This is a genomic window from Citrobacter gillenii (assembly GCF_013337685.1).
GTDB classification, from domain to species: Bacteria; Pseudomonadota; Gammaproteobacteria; order Enterobacterales; family Enterobacteriaceae; genus Citrobacter; species Citrobacter gillenii.
This window is the reverse complement of record NZ_SUQN01000008.1, coordinates 210,399-230,086: the sequence shown is the minus strand read 5'-3', so window position 1 is coordinate 230,086 and position 19,688 is coordinate 210,399. Positions and strand designations below refer to the sequence as shown.

General features: G+C 51.0%; 9 protein-coding genes. 3 read left to right on the top strand and 6 right to left on the bottom strand.

Annotated elements, in window-relative coordinates; all coding sequences use genetic code 11:
* Positions 1 to 77: 77 nt before the first annotated feature.
* The gene (locus tag FCH32_RS19740; RefSeq protein ID WP_174361389.1) at positions 78 to 329 is read right to left on the bottom strand and encodes a hypothetical protein; all 252 of its coding nucleotides are present in this window, start codon (positions 327 to 329) and stop codon (positions 78 to 80) included.
* A 321-nt stretch (positions 330 to 650) separates the two neighbouring features.
* Between FCH32_RS19740 and FCH32_RS19735 the strand changes: the two genes are divergently transcribed.
* On the top strand, positions 651 to 899 hold the full coding sequence (locus tag FCH32_RS19735; protein WP_174361388.1) for a hypothetical protein: 249 nt from the start codon (positions 651 to 653) through the stop codon (positions 897 to 899).
* 897 nt (positions 900 to 1,796) lie between these two features.
* Here FCH32_RS19735 and FCH32_RS19730 read toward each other — a convergent pair.
* Positions 1,797 to 2,315 (bottom strand): hypothetical protein, encoded by a 519-nt coding sequence (locus FCH32_RS19730; protein WP_117343157.1) that lies wholly within the window; start codon positions 2,313 to 2,315, stop codon positions 1,797 to 1,799.
* Positions 2,315 to 3,103 (bottom strand): winged helix-turn-helix domain-containing protein, encoded by a 789-nt coding sequence (locus FCH32_RS19725; protein ID WP_174361387.1) that lies wholly within the window; start codon positions 3,101 to 3,103, stop codon positions 2,315 to 2,317. The genes FCH32_RS19730 and FCH32_RS19725 overlap by 1 nt, the downstream gene beginning before the upstream one ends.
* Positions 3,104 to 3,606: 503 nt before the next feature.
* Here FCH32_RS19725 and FCH32_RS19720 point away from each other — a divergent pair.
* Positions 3,607 to 4,212, top strand: a complete 606-nt coding sequence (locus FCH32_RS19720) for a helix-turn-helix domain-containing protein (RefSeq protein ID WP_096755932.1) — start codon at positions 3,607 to 3,609, stop codon at positions 4,210 to 4,212.
* Between the two features lie 41 nt (positions 4,213 to 4,253).
* Here FCH32_RS19720 and FCH32_RS19715 read toward each other — a convergent pair whose 3' ends face one another.
* From FCH32_RS19715 to FCH32_RS19705, 3 genes are all read right to left on the bottom strand, one after another.
* A complete protein-coding gene (locus FCH32_RS19715; RefSeq protein ID WP_117343159.1) occupies positions 4,254 to 5,627 on the bottom strand; it encodes an HlyD family type I secretion periplasmic adaptor subunit in 1,374 nt (457 codons plus the stop codon).
* On the bottom strand, positions 5,614 to 7,818 hold the full coding sequence (locus tag FCH32_RS19710; RefSeq protein ID WP_174361386.1) for a type I secretion system permease/ATPase: 2,205 nt from the start codon (positions 7,816 to 7,818) through the stop codon (positions 5,614 to 5,616). The genes FCH32_RS19715 and FCH32_RS19710 overlap by 14 nt, the downstream gene beginning before the upstream one ends.
* A gap of 75 nt (positions 7,819 to 7,893) precedes the next feature.
* Positions 7,894 to 9,237, bottom strand: coding sequence for a TolC family outer membrane protein (locus FCH32_RS19705; RefSeq protein WP_135911502.1), 1,344 nt, complete (start codon positions 9,235 to 9,237; stop codon positions 7,894 to 7,896).
* A gap of 331 nt (positions 9,238 to 9,568) precedes the next feature.
* Between FCH32_RS19705 and FCH32_RS23365 the strand changes: the two genes are divergently transcribed.
* Positions 9,569 to 19,681, top strand: a complete 10,113-nt coding sequence (locus FCH32_RS23365; protein WP_174361385.1) for a retention module-containing protein — start codon at positions 9,569 to 9,571, stop codon at positions 19,679 to 19,681.
* The last annotated feature ends 7 nt before the right edge of the window (positions 19,682 to 19,688 follow it).

Here is a 19,688-nt window from a genome sequence, read left to right as displayed (position 1 = left end):
GGGGCAAGTGCAAAATATTGCACTTGTTCCGATTGTATATGACCATCATTTAAATATTGGTAGATTGCAGTTTAATATTAGTAGGATTCGTATAAATGACTGACACAAGTCCCACAAACTTTTCTTCCTATTTTAGCTATTTTCTCCCTTGCTTCTTGATCGGTGGCACATGCAAATCGGTTTCCCTTATTGTCAGATTTGTTCATTTTTTTGCATATGGATTTTGAACCTGAATTACACTTATATTCTGAACCTTCCGGGTTCATATCCCCTTCAAAGAGGTGAAGTTCTCCTGAATCTTTATGCTCTTTTAAAGTATAAGCTTTCATATATATTCCTTTTGTTTAATAACAATACCCTTTCAGGTTAAAAATAGCATAAATATTTTACGGTTTTACAATTGGATGATCAATATGTTTATTCTATATAGAGTTGACTTTATGCGTATATTTGTTATTAAAAATGTAAGATTATTAAATAATAACTGAGGGGTGATATAATGGTTTCGTTAATAAATAAAGCTGTAAATAAATATAATTACTGGTGGAACAAAAGAGATTTATCGGAGCAAGTTATACTGATTGCACTTGTTCCTATTATCTATGGTATTTGGTTAGTGGTTACAACTTGGTAATAAAGGAATAAAAATAATGAAAAATGAGAACATGTTAACTTCTGATATCTCTATTAAAATAAAAGGAAAAGAATGCTCTGAATTATTGTTGTTGATTGTTCTTGTTATATATTCAATCATATGTGCTTTGGGGGTAGCTTTTCTGGATCAAGATAAATATCCAACCATCTATAACATACTATTTGGTAGCGGGTGTTTTATCCTGCTTTGTTGGCCTGTGATTGTTGCATTAGTCATTGTTATACGACTAAGGTTAAAAAAATAAACTAACTGCTTTGTTCGGGGTTTGTCAGGTTTTTGTATAATTCATAGAATGAAATTAAGGCTTTAAGAATAGAACATATAGCAATTAGTAAATAGAAAAACATGAGTGATTTATCTGTATTTGAAATCGTTTCAGTAATATTTTTAGCTTTGTTCAATAAGCCATAAATTGGGTTAAACATTGCTATTGGAGCAAAGGAGAATAAAATGGAATCGTTCAAGGACTTCATCACCTTGCTTCTTCCCAAAAATAAAGTGAATCCACATAAGACAACAAAACATGGAATGAAAACAATTATATAAACATGTGCGGGTATTAAATTTGAAACACCCACTAAAAATGAAAGTAAGAACGATATACCATAGAAAAATAAAATCGTCTTTGCACATCTTGTTGAAGTCTTGTTAGTCATGCTAATCGCTACTTTCTATGCCATTTAATCCAAGTAAATAGTGTATCTATTAAGTAAATCTGAGTAAACAACCAATGTGTGGGTTCTTTTCTCCTAAGAGAGTTAGTGATCTGTTTTTTCAAACCTCACTCACATTCACCAAAATGTATCCCATCAGTAAACTAGAACCGAAATGTTAATTATTTTATGCTTTTACTTCAATTGGTTAATCATTAAAAAAAGGTACTGCTGCATCATGGGGGTGTGGTTGGTGAAGTCCGTATCAAGTGACTCTTTCATATTGATTATGCTCGTTTTTTAATATTTTTAGGTGCTCGGGCAGTCTCATGTGAACCCCCTGTAGACTCACACAAACCCATAAATTTCACTATCGAAAGCAGCCTGAAGGGCTGCAACGGCAAGCCTCAGTTCAGCCACAATAGAGTATCTTATCACCGACTACCCCAGACATTCACCCGTCACTTTGGCGCAAAAATACGGTGTCACTATTCACTCTCGGGCAAGTCATAATTCTGGCAGTACAGGTAGGGGATGCCTTCTTTAGTGATCAGGTAGGTTTCTTTATTCAGCGAGAAAAGATCGACATTAGAGACGCTGGTATTGGTCAGGAAGAAATCGGGCAGGAGTTGCTGGATGATACTGACAGGGGCGGTTTCACGATTTGATATATGGATGTTCTGCGATACCCATACCGGGCTTGAGCCATAGCTGGAGTGGGTAAACAACACCATGCGTTGCACGGTTTGCTCGCTGTTGTTTGCATCTTTGATGATGCCATCAATATTCACAATACCTTTACTGTCCCCACTTTTGATATCGATGATCCCGCGAAACGAGGCCGTATCGCGTACGATCTCGATCGTAGCACGACAGGCTAGATTATGTAGATGGCTATGATTTTTACCCTGCTGCCAAAAACTCACAATACTGATAACCACAAGACAAAGCAGCAGGATAATACCTGTTTGTGTTCTGATTTTGGGCGCGCGGGAAGGTAAGTTCATTAGCTATCGTACCGTGGGTAATAGACCGACTGACAGGTATTCTTCTTCTGCTCTCCGTTTATAGGGGAGCGACACTGGATCACTGACAGTTTTTTGGACTCAGGATACGTCGTTATATAGATAAATTTATTGTCCTGGCACAACCCTGGGTTCTTATCGATAAAAGCAGTGTGTCGGGAGAAATCGCTGGCATCGTTATTAAAATAATACTTACAGTTTGAGTGGGTATTTTGGGTGGCAATATAACCGGAAAAATAATTATCACGGGTGTTCCACGGATACAGTATCAGACCGCAGATGATAATAGTCAGTAAGACCAGTACAGATTCTGTCCTGGTTATCCGTGTTTTATGTGCGGTATTATCTGAAAACTCAGTGAGGTCGGTATTGGGCGGCCAATCTTCTTCTATTGCCGCAGGGCAATTCTCCGGCGTGTCAATTTCCTCAATGCTAAATGTGTCCTGGATGATCAGCCCTTTACGGGTAATGGTTGTGATAAAGGATGCTTCCAGTTCTAACTGAAGTAAACTTTTACGCAGCGAGAGAATACTCTGATAAAAGGCATTGAAGCTTGCCTGACGATGGTTTTCACCCCAGCCAAATTCCAGTAGTTCGTTTTGCGAAACCACTTTTCCGTGATTTTGGATGAGTAATAAAAGACATAATGATGCTGAGTGCTTGAGCTTTATCTGTAGCTCGGGTTGATCCACTCTCGCCAGGCATTGAGTCGCTGGTGTAAAGATGATTTTTCTTTCAATCAGATAACTGATGTTACCAGTCTCAGACATGATGTCTCTACTCTTGATGATGCTTTCATTGGTGGGGCGGCATTAAAAACATCCCGGCCATCAGGACTACCAATGTCTGTCAGATTCTGCAGCCAGAACCGCGAAATGTTGCAATTTAGTATCATAGCACAACAACAGTAATGGTTTGTTAATGAAAATAAAACATATAGGAATCAAATAATTGTATCTTTCTGGCTATTGCGAAAAGAACAGAAAGAAGAAATAATGATGACAAAGGCGATAAGCATTAATTCTCTTTGGACTGCGCAATATACTGTTCGGCATCACCACGCGAGAACACGGTTCACACCGAAAACGCGCCAAAGCACCTGGGAATGCGGGTGGTGAAACCATGATGGTTGCGATGTTTGTCGTACCTGTAGTGCGTAGCATCCGGATTAACATAAAAATATAAACGGAAATAAATGTCAGCATGTTATTAAGCTGGCATTTATTTTTGTTTCTGTTTTTTTGTCAGGCATAAATTTGTAGCAGAGATATCCATGTTCCAGAATGAAATAGAGAAGTCGGTAGTACTTATTGGTGATGAAATTAAGAAATCAGATAACGCCTGGCTCTCCTTACGGAAAAAACGCCAGCGTATTGACCTGAAGGTCGATGGACATATCTTATTTCTGGAGAAAGGGACGGTCTCTGTTTATCGTGTAGAAAATGACCTAGTCACGGTCAGTATTTCAGCTCCCGCTATTCTCGGGCTACCGCAAATGCGCACCGAAGTGGCAGGACATTATTTACGCTGTGACACCGATTGTGAAATGTGGGCAATGAGCGTGCAGAATGCTGATCTCCTGTTCACCGCTAAAAATTTATGGAAGCAGGCGTTTGATATCTTAACGCACCATCTGCAACGCTATTTTCAGCGCGAGACCCTGCAATCGCACCGTACTATTCGCGAGCTGATTATTGAACATGTGAAGTATATTTGGGCGATGGCACCTGAGGTGCGCGAAAAAACGTCGGTGTATACCTTTATTCTGGCGCGTAACCATATCTCGCGCAGTGCCATCCACAAGGTATTACAGGAACTGGTTAGCGATGGAAAAATTAGCCTGAATCGCGGAAAGCTCACTTCTTATATCCCATCATAACCGCGTACGCCCCCAGGGTTATGACTGGGGGCGCAGAGCCATTAACGTTCTCTCAGTGCTTCCGCACGTGCGCGGATAATCGGTTTGAGTAGATAGCTAAGAATCGTCTTCTTACCGGTGAGAATATCGACGCTGGCCACCATACCGGGAATAATCAACATCGGGTGCTCTTTCGTCCCCAGATAGTTTTTATCCGTTTGCAAACGGACAATATAGAAACTCCGCCCCTGTTTATCCGTAACCGTATCCGGGCTTATCTGTACCACTTCACCTTGCAGGCCACCATAGATGGTGTAGTCGTAGGCGGTAAATTTCACCATCGCGTGCTGGCCCGGATGAAGGAAGGCAATATCGCGCGGTTGTATTTTGGCTTCAACCAACAGCTTGTCATCAAGCGGGACGATCTCCACCAGATCGCTACCGGGTTGAATCACCCCACCGATGGTATTCACCATGACCTGCTGGACGATACCGCGGACCGGCGAGGTGACCATAGTACGATTCACGCGGTCTTCCAGTGCTTTGACGCTGGCCTGCGCCTTACTCAGATTGGTACGGGCTTCGTTTAACTGGGCCAGCGCATCGCTTTGAAAGCGACCGTGACTTTCGCCAATTTTGTTCTCAATCTCTTTTATTTCTGAAGCGACTTTAGGCAACGTCAGGCTGATAGAATTTAACTGCCCGGCGGTTTCTACTTCAGTACGGCGCAGACGCAGCAGCTCGACTTTCGAGATCGCCCCGGAGGCAAGCAGTGGCTCGGACATTTTGATTTCCTGGCGAATTAACCCGAGACTGCGCTTAAACTGATCTTCTTTTGATTCAACATCGCGCAGTTCCTGTTTCTTCTGTACCAACTGCTCTTCAAGTCCGGAGATTTCGTTGTGAAATTGCGCGCGACGGCTGTTGTACAGTTCTGTTTCTCCGCGGGCGACGTCCGGTGCTTTGCTGGCTATCTCTTCTGAGATAACAAAGTCCCGGTTTTCAACCTCTGCCGTCAGGCGTTCCACCTTCGCCCGCAGGCCGAGTTTATCGGCTTCTGTTTCACCGACGTTAGAGGCAAAACGGGTATCGTCGAGATGCAACAGTGGCGTACCGGCGTTAACGATTTGTCCTTCATGCACGTACAGCTCGGTAACAATCCCGCCTTCCAGGTTCTGTATCTTTTGCAGTTTTGACGAGGGGATCGCTTTACCTTCGCCGCGTGTCACTTCGTCGATGCTGGCAAAGCCCGCCCACACAAAGGCCAGCAGCACCAACGCCAGAATCACCCACAGCGTCAGGCGAATCACCCTCGGGGCGTCATCAATAATGGCGTGGCTGACGTCATTGATACTGTCAGTTTGATTTTCATCGCGGGCACGAAAGTAGGGCTGTACAGAGCGGCGGGCGCGAGCCAGGAAATCAGCGAGACGCATTTATCTGCCCCTTTTTTAACGCATCCATCACGACCGCTTTCGGGCCGTCGGCAATGATGCGTCCTTTATCAACAATAATCAGGCGGTCAACCAGCGACAACATTGAGGCGCGATGAGTAACCAGTAATAGCGTTTTACCTGCAATGCAGGGGGCCAGCGCGTGTTTGATCTGCTCTTCGCTGGTGTTGTCCATCGAACTGGTGGGTTCATCCAGCAGCAGCAAAGGGGGATCGAGTAATAACGCACGTGCGAGCGCGACGGCCTGGCGTTGCCCGCCAGAAAGCCGCGAGCCACGCTCGCCGACCTGCAGGTTATAGCCGTCAGGGTGCAGGCGGGCGAAGTCGTTCACTCCCGCAAGTTCTGCCGCGCGCAGCATAGTTTCGTCATCGACATAGCGCGCGCCGCAAAGCAAGTTGTCGCGCAGCGTTCCGCTGAATAACTGGATGTCCTGCGGGACGTAGCCGATGCTGTGGCGCAGATCGTTGACGTCCAGCTGGCGCGCATCGACACCGTCGATCAGGATGTTACCGGCGCTGGGCGGGTACAAATTAACGATCAATTTACTCAGTGAGCTTTTACCGGAGCCGCTACGACCGATAATGCCTACACGCTCACCGGGCGAAATGGTCAGGTTGATCTTGTTGAGCGACAGGCTTTTTTGTTCCGGGTAGCTGAAGTCCACATCGCGAAATTCTATGCTGCCCTGCAGTTGTTCACGTTTGAGCGGCGTTTCATCCGCCCGGCGTTCCTGCGCCAGCGACATCATTTTCTCAGTACTTTTGATGGTCAGCTTCGCCTGTTGATAGCGGGCAATCAGGCCAGTTAACTGGCCCAGCGGCATTAAGGCGCGACCGTTGAGCATGTAGCAGGCGATCAGGCCGCCCATACTCAGCTTGCCGCCGATTATCATGTATACGCCGACGATGATCATTACCACGCCAGAGATCTGCTGGAACCAGCCGGTCAGGTTGCTTGCCAGGCTGGACAAGGTTTTCACGCGAAGTTCCAGACGACTCAGGCTACCCAGCGTTTGCTCCCACAGATACTGGCGCTCGCTCTGAGCATTATTCACTTTGATGGCATCCAGGCTGCTTAATGTTTCAATCAGCAGCGCCTGGCGTTCGCTGGCCAGGCTCATGGTTTTTTCCACCGCGGCGTTAACCGGTTTTTGCAATGCCCAGCTGCACAGCAGCGCAACCGGCAGCGTGAGGACCGGGATCCACGCCAGCGCCCCGCCGATAATGCCGATGACAACCAGCAGCAGCAGGGTAAAGGGCAGGTCAATAATGGTGGTCAGGGTGAGCGAGGAGAGAAAATCGCGCAGCGACTGAAACTCGTGGATGTTTTGCGCGAAGCTGCCCACGCGCGCAGGGCGCTCCTTCATCTCCATACCGATAATGCGTTCAAACAGGGTCGAGGAGATAATGAGATCGCTTTTTTTGCCAGCAATATCCAGGCAGATGCTGCGCAGCATTTTTAAGATCAGATCAAAGACAAAAGCCAGGCAGATACCGACCGCCAGCACCCACAGGGTTACCGTCGCCTGATTCGGCACCACGCGGTCGTAGACGTTCATCGTAAATAGCGGCGTGCCGAGCGCAATCAGGTTGATCAGCAGACTGGCCAGCACGGCATCCATATACAGAAAGCGCGACAGCTTGAGCGTATCTTTAAACCAGGATTTAGTACGCGGTAAAAATGCTTCTGCCTGCAAATCGAATTCGTGGCGCGGGTGAGCAAAAATTACCTTGCCGGCATAGTTCTGCGCAAGCGTGGTGGCATCGACGGTGATTTCGCCTCCTTCGCTTTCGCTGGGCATAAAGCGGGCGCTACCGTCATCATTCCAGCCCAGTAACACCCCGGTTCCCCCGGAGCGCAGTAACAGAACGGCGGGCAGGGACATGGCGGGGATTTTATCGAGCGCGCGCGTCACCACCCGGGCTTTTAAACCGGCGCGTGCAGCGGCACGGGGGAATATATTCAGTGTGAGCCGATCGTTTTCTAATGGCAGGCCGCTGCTTAATGTTGCTCGACTGGCGGGTTTACCGTGCAAAGAACACAGAATGAGTAAGCTATCTAATAAAGGGTCGTCATTATAGCTACGGGGATCATGATATTGAGAATTTGTGCTATCAGAATTCTCCGGGACTTCATTTAATAATTCAGCTTGTGCACTCATTTTAGCAACCATTTCTGACTGCACGACTTAAAAATAGCATGCTAATAATAAGTGTGCAGCTCAGATGTTTATTTGTATAAATAATGATTAATGAAGTTCCGGCAGGTTATTTCCTGCTGCGGTATCTACAGGTTGCCCCGATGGCGGCGGTGCGATTTTTAGAATACTCATTAATTCACCGGTGCGTTCGCTAATTCGATACCCGCTGGTCATGGCCAGGTAACGTAATTCAACCAGACGACGTTTAGAGGAGAACACTTCATTTTCACTGTCGAGTAAATCCAGCAGCGTACGTTCACCCAGACTAAATTGGTCCTGATAGGCGGTGCGAACTTTCACGCTTCGGTCGGCATATTCTTCCGCCGACGGCAGCTGGGCGCGCGCATTTTGTAATGCAGTCCACGCCAGGCGCAGCTCCTGATTCAACTGGCGCAGGGTGTTATTGCGCACATCCTGAGCCTGTTTATGCAGGTAGGCGCGAGATTCCATGTTGGCTTTGTCGCTGCCGCCCTGGTACAGGTTGTAATGCAGCTTTACCATCGCTTCCCACTCTTCAGTGTGCGCGCGGGTGGTATCGGTGTTATTGCTGATACCCCGAGACAGCTCAACGTCGACACGCGGGTAGAAGGTCGATTTTGACGCTTCATACTGCTGATGTGCGGCTTCGATGTCGGCGTTGGCAGACTTCAGTAACGGGTTGTTGTTTTCCATCCGGTTTTTGGCGTCGGCAAGTGAGGTCGGGAGCTGCGCGTCAATGCTTTCCGGCAGGCTTAACCCTTCAGGATCTTGACCGCTTACACTGACAAACGTGGTCTTCGCGTCTTCCAGGTTGGTTTGCTCGGTGAGCAAATTGTTCCGTGCCTGCGCCAGACGAGCTTCCGCTTGCATAAAGTCGCCGGAGCGGCCCACGCCCTGATCGGTACGCAGTTTTATCTGGTCGTAAATGCGCTCGTGGTTAGCGAGATCATCTTCTGCCAGGCGAACAAACTCCTCGCGCTGCAGCACATCAAAATAGGCCTGAATTACCGTGTAAGCGGTGCTTTCGCTGGTGTTCATCACGCCAAATGCCCGTGAATCAACGGTCGCTTTTTGTCGTGCAACGTCGCTATGGGTGGCAAAACCATTAAATACATTTTGCTCCAGGCTGAGCGTCGCGCCATTGGGGGATTGAGTCAGCCCGTTTGTGCTGCCTGCGGCACGGGTGGTCGCATCATCAATATTTTTACGCCCGGTTTCGGCATTTAAATTCAATGCGGGTAAATATCCACCTTGTGCCGCACGGAGTTCTTTTTCTGCTGAATAGCGACTATTTATAGCCGCATTAACTTCAGGGTGATTGGCTAATGCGTCTTTAACGGTATTGTGTAAGTCTTCTGCATACACGGAATTTATTGAAAACCATGAAAGCAGAAAAACGAAAAACTTCTTCATGACAGGAATGCCTTATATCACACGGTTATGACATCCAGTTGTCGTCGCCATCATCCATTTTCACAAACACGTTATATTAATTAACAAATATGAATTATCTTAATTGACGCTTGCAATCAGCTATTCAGAGATATGTTTTGTCACATCGTGTTTTATTTTTGGTTATTTTTTATTATATTCATTTGCCAGTCAAGTCTCATGTATATGCATTCTAAAAAATGTGTTTTTTTCCACATTGAATATTAATGTTTACATTAAAAGAATGTGTTTTTTGTTCGTTAATATATTAACGAGTTTATAAAAATAATGATGGTATTTAAGTGAGGTTACGGTGAGCAAATTACTCGGTGTGATCAAAGCAATTATTGGACAGGTCTATGTTGTTGAAGCCAATGGCACACAACGACTTGTTCATGAAGGCGACAGGATCTCTCTCGGTGAAGAAATTGTGACCGGTGCCGGCGGCGCGGTCAGTATCTCTCTACCTAACGGGCAGACGGTAGATATTGGGCGTAATAGCCACTGGGGAGAGCACGGGATACAGGTAAGCCATAATCCGAATCATGATGCCCAGGATATTGCCGCCGTACAAAAAGCCATCGCCGATGGTGCGGATCCGACGCAGATACTTGACGCGACCGCAGCGGGCAACGACGAACCGGTGCCGATGGAAGGTGGCGGTGGCGGTCACACGCGGGTTCAGCTTGAACTGACCGGGCAGGTGGTTGATCCTACTGCGGGTTTTGGCACCAAGGGACTGGGTAGCCCAAACGGCGATATCAACCTGCCGGTGGCGGGGATCCTGTCCGGGTCTGCCAGTCTTTTCCCACCAGAAGTGACTATTGCGGAGTTTGCAGGCAACGACGGCTACATTAACAAGAATGAATTCCACCGGACGCATTTAAGCGGCACCAGTAACCAGAACCACGTCACGCTGACCTTCACCGATAGCCAAAAAAACACATTCACCGTCGATGTCCCTGTGAGGAACGGTCACTGGTTTATCGATACCGATCTGGGTGGATTACAGCCAGGGAACGTCACCGTGGTGGCAACGGCCACCGATGTGTCGGGTCGAACGGCACAAACTTTCGACAATGCGCTGATTGATATCACCGGCCCGCGCATCGATATTACGGTAGATAACGTCACGCCAGACAACCTGATTAACTACGAAGAATCTCTCCATACGCAAACCATCATCCATGGGCATGTAGGCGGCGACGCCAAACCTGGCGATATCGTGACCTTACTGGTCGATGGCAAAGAATATACCGGCATTGTGACCGATCCTGGCAATGGCCCGCTGACGTATAACATCCCGGTATTAACTCACGGGTTGCTGAATGACCCAACTTTCCACGCCACGTTAACGTCAACCGATGATGCCGGGAATACCACGACTGTTTCTACGGAGCATCATGTCGAGAGCGATCTGCTGGCACAGAATGCTGTGACCATCGAGACAGTGGCGAATGATGATGTTGTTAACGCCAGTGAAAACCGCATGCCAACGCTGATTACCGGCGTCGCCAGTGGCGATGCCAAAGCGGGCGATCCGGTGACGTTGACTGTTCAGGGAAAAGAATTCCACGGCACGGTTTTCGACGATCATGGTCAACTCCGGTACGAAATTGAGGTGCCAAGGGGAACGCTTAAAGAAGGCGTCAATGATGTGCAGGTGAAGGTGGTTAGCCATGATGATGTGGGTAACGAAGCGACTGCCGTCACACACAAAAACGTGGTGCTGGACACCGTGGCGGCAAACGCCATCAGCATCGACACCGTGGCGGATGACAATATCGTCAACCGCAGTGAGTCCCGTATGCCGACGCTGATTTCTGGCGCGGTAACCGGGGATGCGCAGCCGGGTGACCCGGTGGCGGTGCAGGTGAACGGCCAGACCTTCAACGGCGTGGTGGTGACCGACGAACACGGGGCGCTGCGCTATAACGTGGCGGTGCCGACCTCCGCCCTCCACGAAGGCCGCAACGACGTGCAGGTCACCGTCACCGGCGTGGATACGGCAGGCAACACCGCGGTGGCGGTGCAGAACACCACGGTGACGCTGGATACCCAGGCGGCGGATGCCATCAGCATCGACACCGTGGCGGATGACAACACCGTCAACCGCAGTGAGTCCCGGATGCCGACGCTGATTTCTGGCGCGGTAACCGGGGATGCGCAGCCGGGTGACCCGGTGGCGGTGCAGGTGAACGGCCAGACCTTTAACGGCGTGGTGGTGACTGATGAACACGGGGAGCTGCGCTATAACGTGGCGGTGCCGACCTCCGCCCTCCACGAAGGCCGCAATGACGTGCAGGTCACCGTCACCGGCGTGGATACGGCAGGCAACACCGCGGTGGCGGTGCAGAACACCACGGTGACGCTGGATACCCTGGCACATAACGCCCTGACCATTGATGATGTGACGGCGGATAACATCCTGAACCGCAGCGAACTGTATATGCGTCATCAGGTGGTGACCGGCACCGTCAGCGGGGAGGATGCCCGGGCGGGTGACCGGGTGGATCTGGTCATCAACGGTCACGATTATCACGGGCGGGTGATCGACCTGGGCAACGGCAGCCTGGGCTACCGCATTGCGGTGGACTCCGCCGCCTTTGCGGACAACAGCGGCAAGGTGCTGAAAGATGTTGATGTGCACGCCAGCGTAGTCTCACAGGATGCGGCGGCTAACGTGGCGGTGGCGGTCAGCACCCACACCGTGCATATCGACAACTACGCTGAAAACGGAGTGGATATCCGCCCGGTGGCCACGGATGACGTGGTCAACAGCACAGAAAATCGTATGCCAACAATGATCAGTGGCAAGGTGGACGGACCGGACGCCAGGGCGGGCGATGTGGTGACCGTCAGCGTGCAGGGACAGACGTTTACCGGCACAGTGGTGAATGACAACGGCCATCTGCGCTACGAGGTGGCGGTCCCGACGGGCACGCTGAAGGAAGGCCGTAACGGGGTGGTGGTGACGGTGGTCAGCCACGACAAGGCGGGGAATGAAGTGACCGCACTGGATCACCGTACCGTGGTGCTGGACACCGAGGCGCACAACGCCCTGACCATTGATGATGTGACGGCGGATAACATCCTGAACCGCAGCGAACTGTATATGCGTCATCAGGTGGTGACTGGTACCGTCAGCGGGGAAGATGCCCGGGCGGGCGACCGGGTGGATCTGGTCATCAACGGGCACGACTACCACGGGCGGGTGATCGATCTGGGCAACGGCAGCCTGGGCTACCGCATTGCGGTGGACTCCGCCGCCTTTGCGGACAACAGCGGCAAGGTGCTGAAAGATGTTGATGTGCACGCCAGCGTAGTCTCACAGGATGCGGCGGGTAACGTGGCGGTGGCGGTCAGCACCCACACCGTGCATATCGACAACTACGCTGAAAACGGGGTGGATATCCGCCCGGTGGCCACGGATGACGTGGTCAACAGCACAGAAAATCGTATGCCAACAATGATCAGTGGCAAGGTGGACGGACCGGACGCCAGGGCGGGCGATGTGGTGACCGTCAGCGTGCAGGGACAGACGTTTACCGGCACAGTGGTGAATGACAACGGCCATCTGCGCTACGAGGTGGCGGTCCCGACGGGCACGCTGCTGCCAGGCCGTAACGGGGTGGTGGTGACGGTGGTCAGCCACGACAAGGCGGGGAATGAAGTGACCGCACTGGATCACCGTACCGTGGTACTGGACACCGAGGCACACAACGGCATCAGTATTGATGATGTGACGGTCGATAATACGCTGGATTTTAATGAGCTATCGGCGAAAACGCGGACCATTACCGGTACCGTCAGCGGGGAAGATGCCCGGGCGGGCGACCGGGTGGATCTGGTTATCAACGGGCACGATTATCACGGGCGGGTGATCGACCTGGGCAACGGCAGCCTGGGCTACAGCATCGCGGTGGACTCCGCCGCCTTTGCGGACAACAGCGGCATGGTGCTGAAAGATGTTGATGTGCACGCCAGCGTAGTCTCACAGGATGCGGCGGGTAACGTGGCGGTGGCGGTCAGCACCCACACCGTACATCTCGACAATTACGCTGAAAACCAGGTGCATATTGATCAAGTAGCCGTCGATGACATTATCAATATTAAAGAGTTTTCAGAAAACGGCGGCGTTACGCATATCACCGGAACAGTGACCGGTATTGACGCGAAAGCAGGCGATGTGGTGACGCTGGAGCTGAAAGGCGGATATACCCTTACAACGACGGTGATTGCGCTGGCGGGTGGTGGGTTAGGTTATAGCTTCCCGGTAAACACCCATATGCTGATAACGCATCCGGAGATTTACGTTACCGTGACCTCAACCGATGCGGCAGGTAACAGCGTCACCCATAGCGAGTCAAAAGCTATCGACTCGGATATGTACACACAGTCGCATATCACCATTGATGGCGTGACCGCTGATAACGTCATCAACATCAAGGAGTCGACGGACAATAACGGTCAGACGAAGATCAGCGGCACGGTGAGCGGAGATGCAAAACTGCATGACACCGTTGAGCTGATGATTGATGGTCATCGGTACTCTGGTTTTGTCGAAGCATTGCCTGGCGGGAATCTGGGGTATCACATCCTGGTGGATACCCAGTCGCTGGTTAACGATCCGGTGATTCATGCCCGTATCAACACCACCGATAATCACGGTAACGAAAGCACCGCCACGACAGAACGTACCGTTGGGCTCGATCTCGATGCCAGCGCCAGTATCGGTATTGATACCGTGGCAGGTGATGACATTATCAGTCATGCCGAATCTCTGCTGAACACGACGACGATAACAGGACCGGTCGGTGGCGATGCGAAACCTGGCGATGTTGTGACCTTAACGTTCAACAACCAGACCTGGCACGGTAGCGTGGTGCTGCTGGCGGACGGCTCGTTAGGCTACAGCATTCCGGTGAGCACCAAAAACCTGCCTGATGGTGTCGATCAGAACGTGCATGTTTCAATCTCCACCGTCGATGAACACGGTAATCAGTTAACCGTGTCCCACGATCATACGGTGCATATCGACCTGCATGCGGATGCGAAAATCACCATCGATAAGGTGACCGACGATAATGTGCTGAACCACTTTGAACTGGATAAGCCTAAACAGTTGGTGAGCGGTACGGTGGGCGGCGATGCACAGGTCGGTGATGCGGTGAACATTGAGATTAATGGTTACACGTTTACCGGCAAGGTTATCGACCTGGGTGGGGGTAAGCTGGGCTATCAAATTCCAGTTGATTCGGCTGCATTCAGCAATAACCAGGGTAATCAGGATATAAATGTCACCTTTACGGCAACGGTGACTTCCCACGATGCGGTGGGTAATGAAGTCACCATCGGCACTTCCCACACTGTTCATATCGACAACCATGCAAGGGCAGGGATCACTGTTGATACCGTAGCGGGTGACGATGTGCTCAATGGTGCAGAGGCTGCTCGACATACCACCGAGGTGATGGGTACCGTTTCTGGCGATGTGAAATTCGGCGATAAGGTGCAGATCATCGTCAACGGGCATACCTACAATACAACCGTACAGCACTTACCTGAACATAATGGCGCACTGGGTTATAAACTGGATGTTCTGACCCGCGATCTGCTTAAAGACCCTCATATTATTGCCCAGGTCAATGGCGTGGATGATCCACACAATATTCAGCATGTGCAGACGCCTCACGATCTGACGGTGGATCTGCACGCGAAAGCAATGCTGAGCATCGATCCCGTTACCGGCGATAACCGGGTGAACGGTGACGAATCTCACCAGCCGTTTACCTGGGTAACCGGAAAAGTCGCTGGTGATGTGCACGTCAATGATGTGGTGTATCTGACGGTGAAAGGCCACGTCCTGACAGGGAAAGTTGTCGATCTGGGCGGTGGAGTTCTTGGGTATAGCATCAAGGTCAGCACCGCTGATTTGCTGGCCGACCCGCACTTAACCGCCACCGTCAGCACCACCGATGCGGCGGGCAACGTGGCGAAAGCGGATGCCGAAACGACGGTGATTATTGATACGCGTGTCGACGCAGCAATCAAGATTGATACGGTAACGCCGGATAACACGCTTAACCGCGATGAGCAAATGCAGGGCCATACGCTGGTCAGCGGCACGGTTACCGGCGAAGTGCATCCGGGCGATCCGCTGGTGATGACAATCAACGGGCAGATTTATACCGGGGTGGTGGAAGACCTCGGCGGTAATAAAATGGGCTTCCATATTTCGGTGGCGACGTCCGATATTATCGCCAGCCCACATATTGATGTGTCGATGGATGTCACCGATACGGCGCAAAACCATGCGCATATTACGGCACACCATAACGTGGGGCTGGATGATAAAGCCTACGCCGCAATCACTATCGATCCGGTCACCGGTGATAAGGTTCTGAACGGTGCTGAGTTGCAGAAAACAACCACCGTAGTGAGCGGGACGGTGGGCGGTGACGCGAAGGCGGGCGATATTGTTCATCTCAATATCGGCGGACATCTGGTGGACACTCAAGTGATTCCGCTGCCGAATTTGGGCGGAACATTAGGCTACAGCGTCGATGTAACTACCCAGTGGTTGCAGCACGATCCGCATATTACCGCCACCATTACCGCCACCGATCCGCATGGCAATAGCGCCACGGCGCAGGCGCAGGATGTCCTGACGATTGACGACCATGCTGTGGCTACGGTGCACATCAACCCTATCGTTACGGCGGATCACGATTCCGTCATCAACTATAACGAGGCGCATAACCCGCTGACAGCCGTCACCGGGACGGTGGGCGGTGATGTGCTGGTGGGCGATTGGGTTGAGCTGACCGTCAACAATCAGGTCTATTACGCCCAGGTACAGGACAGTAACGGGCAGCATACCTTTAGCGCGGATGTCTCCACGCTGGACTTGCTGTTGGATCCGCACATCCATGCGAAAGTGTCGGCCACAGACGCGGCAGGTAACGTGGCATATGGGCATGATGACCGTCCGGTAGTGATTGATACCCATGCCGATGCCAGGATTACGATTGATTCAATGACCACCGGTTTATTGCCCAACATGACGACCCCTCAGGATCTTGCTCCGGGCAGAAAACCTGACTATGTGATTGTCACCGGACATGTTGACCCAGATGCTAAGTTGAATGATGAGGTGATTCTTATTGTTGGGAATGGGATCCGATATACAACCCATGTCATTGAATTACCAAATCACATTCTGGGTTTTCAGGCCTCAGTGAGCACGGGTGATCTCGGTGATAACGGTAATATCACCGTTTCGATTACCACGCATGATGATCATGGTAATACCGCGACGGCAACGGACCACAAACTGATTGATCTGCCATGGACTCACAATCAGGCTGTCAGTGGGAATACGCCGTATATCATGCATAACCCGCCAGCGATCACCACGCCGCCAACCGGTACCGGGACGACGGTCCCGCATCAGCCGCAGGTTCATCTGACTGTTGATAAGGTGACGGGTGATGATGTGCTGAACCACGATGAAGTAAATAACGCTACCACACCTGTGCGTGGCAGGGTGACGGGGGATGTGCATGCCAACGACGTTGTCACCGTCACGGTGAACGGCGTGGACTACCACGGCAAGGTATTTGCGATTCCGGGGCTGTCAGGCGAATTTGGCTACCAGGTTGATGTTCCCTCAAATGTGCTTCAGGCACACCCGACGTTTGATGTCTCTGTTACCGTGACCGAGGGCAATCTGACGGGATCGGATACGCAGCACAAGGTTATTAGCATCGACACCGATAACCCTATCACCATCAACATGAACCCTGTGGCCAGCGATGATGTCATCAATGGCAAAGAAGCGCTTACAGGCAAAACGATGATAACGGGTACGGTTAAAGGCGAAGGGTTACACGATGGCAGCGTGGTGTCCTTGCAGGTCAATGGCAATACCTTAACCACCGTGGTGCATAACAATAACGGCACGCTGGAGTGGTCAAAAGAGGTCAGCATTAATGACCTGCGCACCAACCCGACTATCGTTGCGACCGTAACCGGCACCGATGCGGCCGGGAACACGGTCACCGGGTCGACGGACCGACATCTCATCGTCGATCTGAACGCCGTTGCGGGAGTGACGATTGATAACATCACCGCTGATAACGTGCTCAACGCGCAGGAGTCTGACGTCACTGTGCATCCGATGACGACGGTGACGGGCTCCGTGACCGGCGATGTGAAGTCCGGCGATATCGTAACACTGGAAGTGGACAATCATACCTACACCGCGACGGTTGATAACCAGCTGCATTATTCGGTGGATATCGACACCCAACACCTGAACGCCGACCACTCAATTGTGGCGAAAGTCACTGGTCATGACGTTCACGGTAACGATCAGGACGCCAGCTACACGAAGAACTTTACGCGTGATACCACGGCGGCAGCGACGGTGACCATTAACACCGTCGGCGGTGACGATGTCATTAATGCGGATGAAGTGAAGGCAGGCCAGATTGAAGTCAGCGGCACCGTGGGTGGCGATGTGCATAAAGGCGATAAAGTGCATATCACCGTCAATAACATCACGGTGGATGCCGATGTGGTCGAACTGCCGCATATGAACGGACAACTGGGCTACTCCGCGTTAGTGAGCACCGCTGGTCTGCAAACCGATCCCACTATTTACGTTAGCGTGACGGGTGAAGATGCGGCGAAAAATACCCAGACTGCGAACAGTCAGAAACCGGTGACCATTGACACCAATGTGGTGGCAGAAATTCATCTGGATAAGGTGTCGGATGATGATGTGTTGAATAACGCACAAACGAAACTTCAGCACACCAAAATCAGCGGCTATGTCACCGGTGATGTTGACGTTGGCGATCTGGTCACCATCAGGGTCGGCGGCAAAGACCTGGTGGCGAAAGTCGCCAGCAGCGGCGGTAAAAAAGTGTTTAGCGTCGATGCCAGCACCGTGGATTTGGTCCATGACCAGAATATTACGGCACATGTGACCGCCCATGACGACGCGGGCAACCGTCAGGAAATCGATACTGCGAAAACCCTCACCATTGATCGGGAGGCGAAGGGGACGGTGGATATCGATAACGTCACTGCTGACAACGTCCTGAACCAGCAGGAGCTGCAGGCGCTGAAAACGACGATTACCGGTACTGTGGGAGGGGATGCGCAGAAAGGCGATCCGGTGGTTTTAACGATTGGTAACAGTACATTTAATGGTTCGGTGGACGTGCTGCCAAGCGGCAAGCTGGGCTATCAGATTGATGTGGATACCGATGTATTAAAAGCCAACACCAGTATTGATGCCAAAGTCACTGGTCATGATGCGCCCGGCAACCCGTACAGCATCCACATATCCCATTCTTACGTGGTTGATGATCATGCCGAAGGTACGATTGTCATCAATAACGGTATTGCAGGGGATAACGCGGTAAACCAAACGGAATCTCAACACGACACGGTTATTTCTGGCGTCGTTACCGGTGATGCGAAAATGGGGGATAGCGTCACCCTGACGGTGAACAGTTTCTCCACAACGGTGAAGGTGACACAGGATCCGCACAGCAATAAATTGGTTTACGCAGTTGCGGTACCGACCAGCGCGCTGAATGAAGGCGATAACGACGTTCAGGTGAAAACCACGGTTAAGGATGCGGCGGGCAACACGCTGGATGTGACCAATCATAAAACCGTGGTGCTGGATACTCACGCTGATGCCACTATCGTGGTGGATAAAATCACCGGCGATAACCACATTTCGCAGGCAGAGTCGCAGAACGCGATCACCCACCTTACCGGCAGCGTAACCGGCGACGTGCATGATGGTGAACACATTACAGCGCGGGTCAATGGTCATCAGTACGATACGGTTATTCATCTGAATAATAACGAACTGCGTTATGACTTTGCGGTGGATACGTCGACCTTGCGTACCGGCCATAATCGCGTCAGCGTGATGGTTGAGGCGAACGATAACCACGGCAATACCACGACACATGCGCAAATGGCTGATGTCACCATGGAAGATCATGCGCCAGTGAAAGCGCATGCGGCAGACAAGGGACAGCACGCCGCAGCACAGCATGCGCTGCACAATCTGTTTGATGACAGCGCATTGTCTTTGTCATACGCGCCAGCGGCATCCGCGCACGGACAGGCGGCAGCCGTACTGGGTCCTGACGATAAAGCGAAGGCCGTGCTCGATAAAGTCGACCTGAGCGATTTGGCCCGTGAGCTGCATGAAGGCGTTGATATTGCGAAGTACATTCAAAGCGGCGGCGATCATCATCTGATTGCCAGCCCGGCGAAGGTTGCGCATGGCATTGACACGGCAGTCTCCACACCGTTGAGTAGCGATGTGCATGCGTCAACGTACTCGCTGGATCACCTGATCGCCAAACCGGAACAAAATCACTCTCACTAACGGAAGC